This window comes from Xenorhabdus sp. Sc-CR9 (genome assembly GCF_963897815.1).
In the GTDB taxonomy this organism is placed as follows: domain Bacteria; phylum Pseudomonadota; class Gammaproteobacteria; order Enterobacterales; family Enterobacteriaceae; genus Xenorhabdus.
This window is the reverse complement of sequence record NZ_CAWQTY010000037.1, coordinates 1-2,971: the sequence shown is the minus strand read 5'-3', so window position 1 is coordinate 2,971 and position 2,971 is coordinate 1. Positions and strand designations below refer to the sequence as shown.

The following is a 2,971-nucleotide window of genomic DNA, read 5'->3' as shown; positions in this document are numbered from 1 at the left end:
CAATATTTGGGCGGATATTATAATTACATTCGTCCCCATAGTTTTAATGGAGGCATTTCTCCCGTTGAATACGAAAAGCAATGGGAGAAGGCTAAAATGGTGTCCGGAAGTTCTTGACCGCTACACAGGGAGGATAATGCGCTTTTATTACAGAGAAATTTCATGGGTGCTTTCCTTGTATCGCTCAACCGAATTTAATCTGACAGGCCCTAAATCAAAGTGGGCAACTGTCAGATTAAGTCTGAATGACTACATTTAGTCTATTTGCTGTTTCTTGATTCAAGAATACGCATTAATTTATCAAAGTCTGGTATTACATCACCATTGTATATTATTGTTCCGTCAGGATAAGTCATTGATGTATCTGCATCCTGATTTTTTCTTCCCTGCCAATGAGATAAAAATTTTTTTTCATATAAGACATTAAGATGGATTTTTCTACCATCAACCATTTTATAGGTCATAACATCATATTTTCCCACCAAATAAAATGATTGACTGTGCCCCCCTAAGAACCTCTCTCGTAGTAAAGGAAATAGCGTAATTTCTTCATTTAAATCACCTGTTTTTTTTATATATCCACCATCAAATACTTGTGGTGCATTACCATCAATAACAAATGTCGTATCAAATCCAAAGTTTTTTTCAATAAAAGGAGCAATTTTTGACGTATCTCTCAGCTTCACTTCGAACTTAATATTACTCAGTTTCCAATCACATTTTCCCCCTCCCTCCTTAGGGATACTGACCTCAACTTGATTTGACTGACCGATGGATAGCGGGTAGGTGGCAAGATGAAAACCCGGAACAGAATACGACTTCATATTCGCGGTTCGGCGTTCTTTGCGACAAATTTTAGAACGATACATGGCTGAAATGGGTAAGGCATCCAACTCATCAGGAATCGTTGCCATAAAATGAACATTCTCTCCATTAATCGGTGGAGAGAATGATCCGCTTTGCGCGCATCCTTGTATAAAAAACACAGCAAGCAGGGAGGATAATGCGCTTTTATTATAGAGAAATTTCATGGGTGTCTTCCTTATACCGCTCAAGAGCGTGTTTCAATAATTCATCTTGGTTAACATCTTGTTTAAAAACATCGTGCAGTTTATTTTCGAGTGCCATAAAAGTGGTATTACGTTTAGCATTCAGTTGATAGGCATCTTTATGATGTATTATTTTATCAAATGCCCCTCTTGAAGCTATTCGCTTAGGCGTTTTCGTTGGTTCTAATAAACTGAGCAATTGATTGTTTATAATGGCTTGATATTTACTGCCCATAAAGTGGTCTGTTGCCATCGTCATAATCGTATCTAAATTAGGATTATTCCATTGTGGGAAAATTTCATCGATAACAGACTTATCTCCCTTTAATGAGTCCACATATTCCTGTTGTTCTTTCTCTAACCCTTTATTTAAGGGGTTAGCGATGCTCGGAACTAAATAAAACTTATAGGTGCCATTCATGCGCCAGCTTTTGCTACCGAGTGTATCCCCTGTATGACTACGCAGCTTTTCGTGACCAATTTGTCTCGCCTGAAAGAAGCTCACGGTATTCCCTTGGTGATAATACACCTCACCAATATCGGGGAGATATTTTTGTATTGGAATGGTTGGTAATGTGGCTAAGGTCCAGCCAAAGCCAAAAATGGTTCCGAGTGACCCATAAACTTCAAATAACCAGCTATCCATATTGGTATCAAATGGCACGCTCGTTACGGTATCGGCATCATTGACATGCCGGAAATGATTCAGTGATGTTAAGGTTTTTACACCACTTCCCGTGAAGACACGAGGCATTCCATAAGTATAAAGGAGAGGGTTATTACCTCTTAGCTCTGTAGCATGCAATAAAGCGAGTGCCCCCCCTAAACTATGCCCGCAGATATATAATTTTTTAATTTTAGAGTCTGATCTATCTTTTATATTTGTAGTTCTCTTTTTAAAATATTTCTCCATGCACTGATAAGCTTCTAAAAACCCCTTATGAACCTTGGCTTTTTCAGCGGGAAGAATATTCTCCGGGCATGGAATGGGGCGATAAGTCCCGTCCGTAAGCGCATTTCTCAAGCTTGCCGTCCCCCTCCATGCCGCAATAATTTGCGTTTCATTTTCAACAAAAAACATTTGAGTATCATGCTCAAACGTTTTAGGCGTTTTCACTTGTTGAACATCCAAGAATATTGCTGGTCGATAACGTTCTTTAAATGGCACATCGTTTACAATCGCGGGATAAACGGAAGCATCATTGATAACAGGAGTTTTTGATAAGTCAAAGCATTGTTGGTAGAAAAAAGAAGTGGTCGTATCCGGAGTATTAATAAATTCCCTCATATCAATATCAGGAGAATCCGGGTCAACCATCACTTCATCCTTATACACCAATAGTGACATGAGTCCTAGGTTATACGCATTCACGATATCGTAGTTTGGTGTATGTTTTAGGACTAAAGACCATGCCCTAAACGGACATACCTCAATCACATGACGTTGATTAAAATCCTCACCGTAAAACTCTAATCCTTTAAATTCATCTTCTTTCGGAAAATGGTAGTAAGGTAGCCCAAATTTAGCTTGTTCCCACTCTGCAATATCAGGGGCTCTGTCACACAATTCACCAATGACAGCATAACGATAAAAACAACCTTTGGATTCGGCATCTGGCTTGACTGTTGAATGAGACTCACCACGCAATGCTCGTAATAGTCGTGTCTCCATTTCATCTGCAATTCCTTGTCCGCTGAGAAATAAACGTAAAGGAGAAGCAAGCAATTTTTCTTCTCGGATCATTCCGTTTCCATCCGTCATTCCCTTACGCTCAACTTTACTATTTTTTAAAATATATACCAATCGCCATTGAAGATGCTTGATTTCTTATCCAAACCCGATCATGCTTGCAGCCATGAAAATTCATCTGACACCAGAACAAAAACGCGCCCTCGAATTGATGCACGATACGACTCGTGAT

The 2,971-nt window shown here is 39.2% G+C and carries 2 protein-coding genes; both read right to left on the bottom strand.

The genetic code is table 11. The annotated features are described in order from the left end of the window. Window positions 1–260: 260 nt before the first annotated feature. Window positions 261–1,031, bottom strand: a complete 771-nt coding sequence (locus AACQ81_RS02070) for a hypothetical protein (RefSeq protein WP_237388423.1) — start codon at window positions 1,029–1,031, stop codon at window positions 261–263. Beyond that, window positions 1,015–2,793: a lipase family protein gene (locus AACQ81_RS02065; protein ID WP_237388422.1), complete on the bottom strand. Its 1,779-nt coding sequence runs from the start codon at window positions 2,791–2,793 to the stop codon at window positions 1,015–1,017. Before AACQ81_RS02065 ends, AACQ81_RS02070 begins: the two co-directional genes overlap by 17 nt. Window positions 2,794–2,971 lie beyond the last annotated feature (178 nt).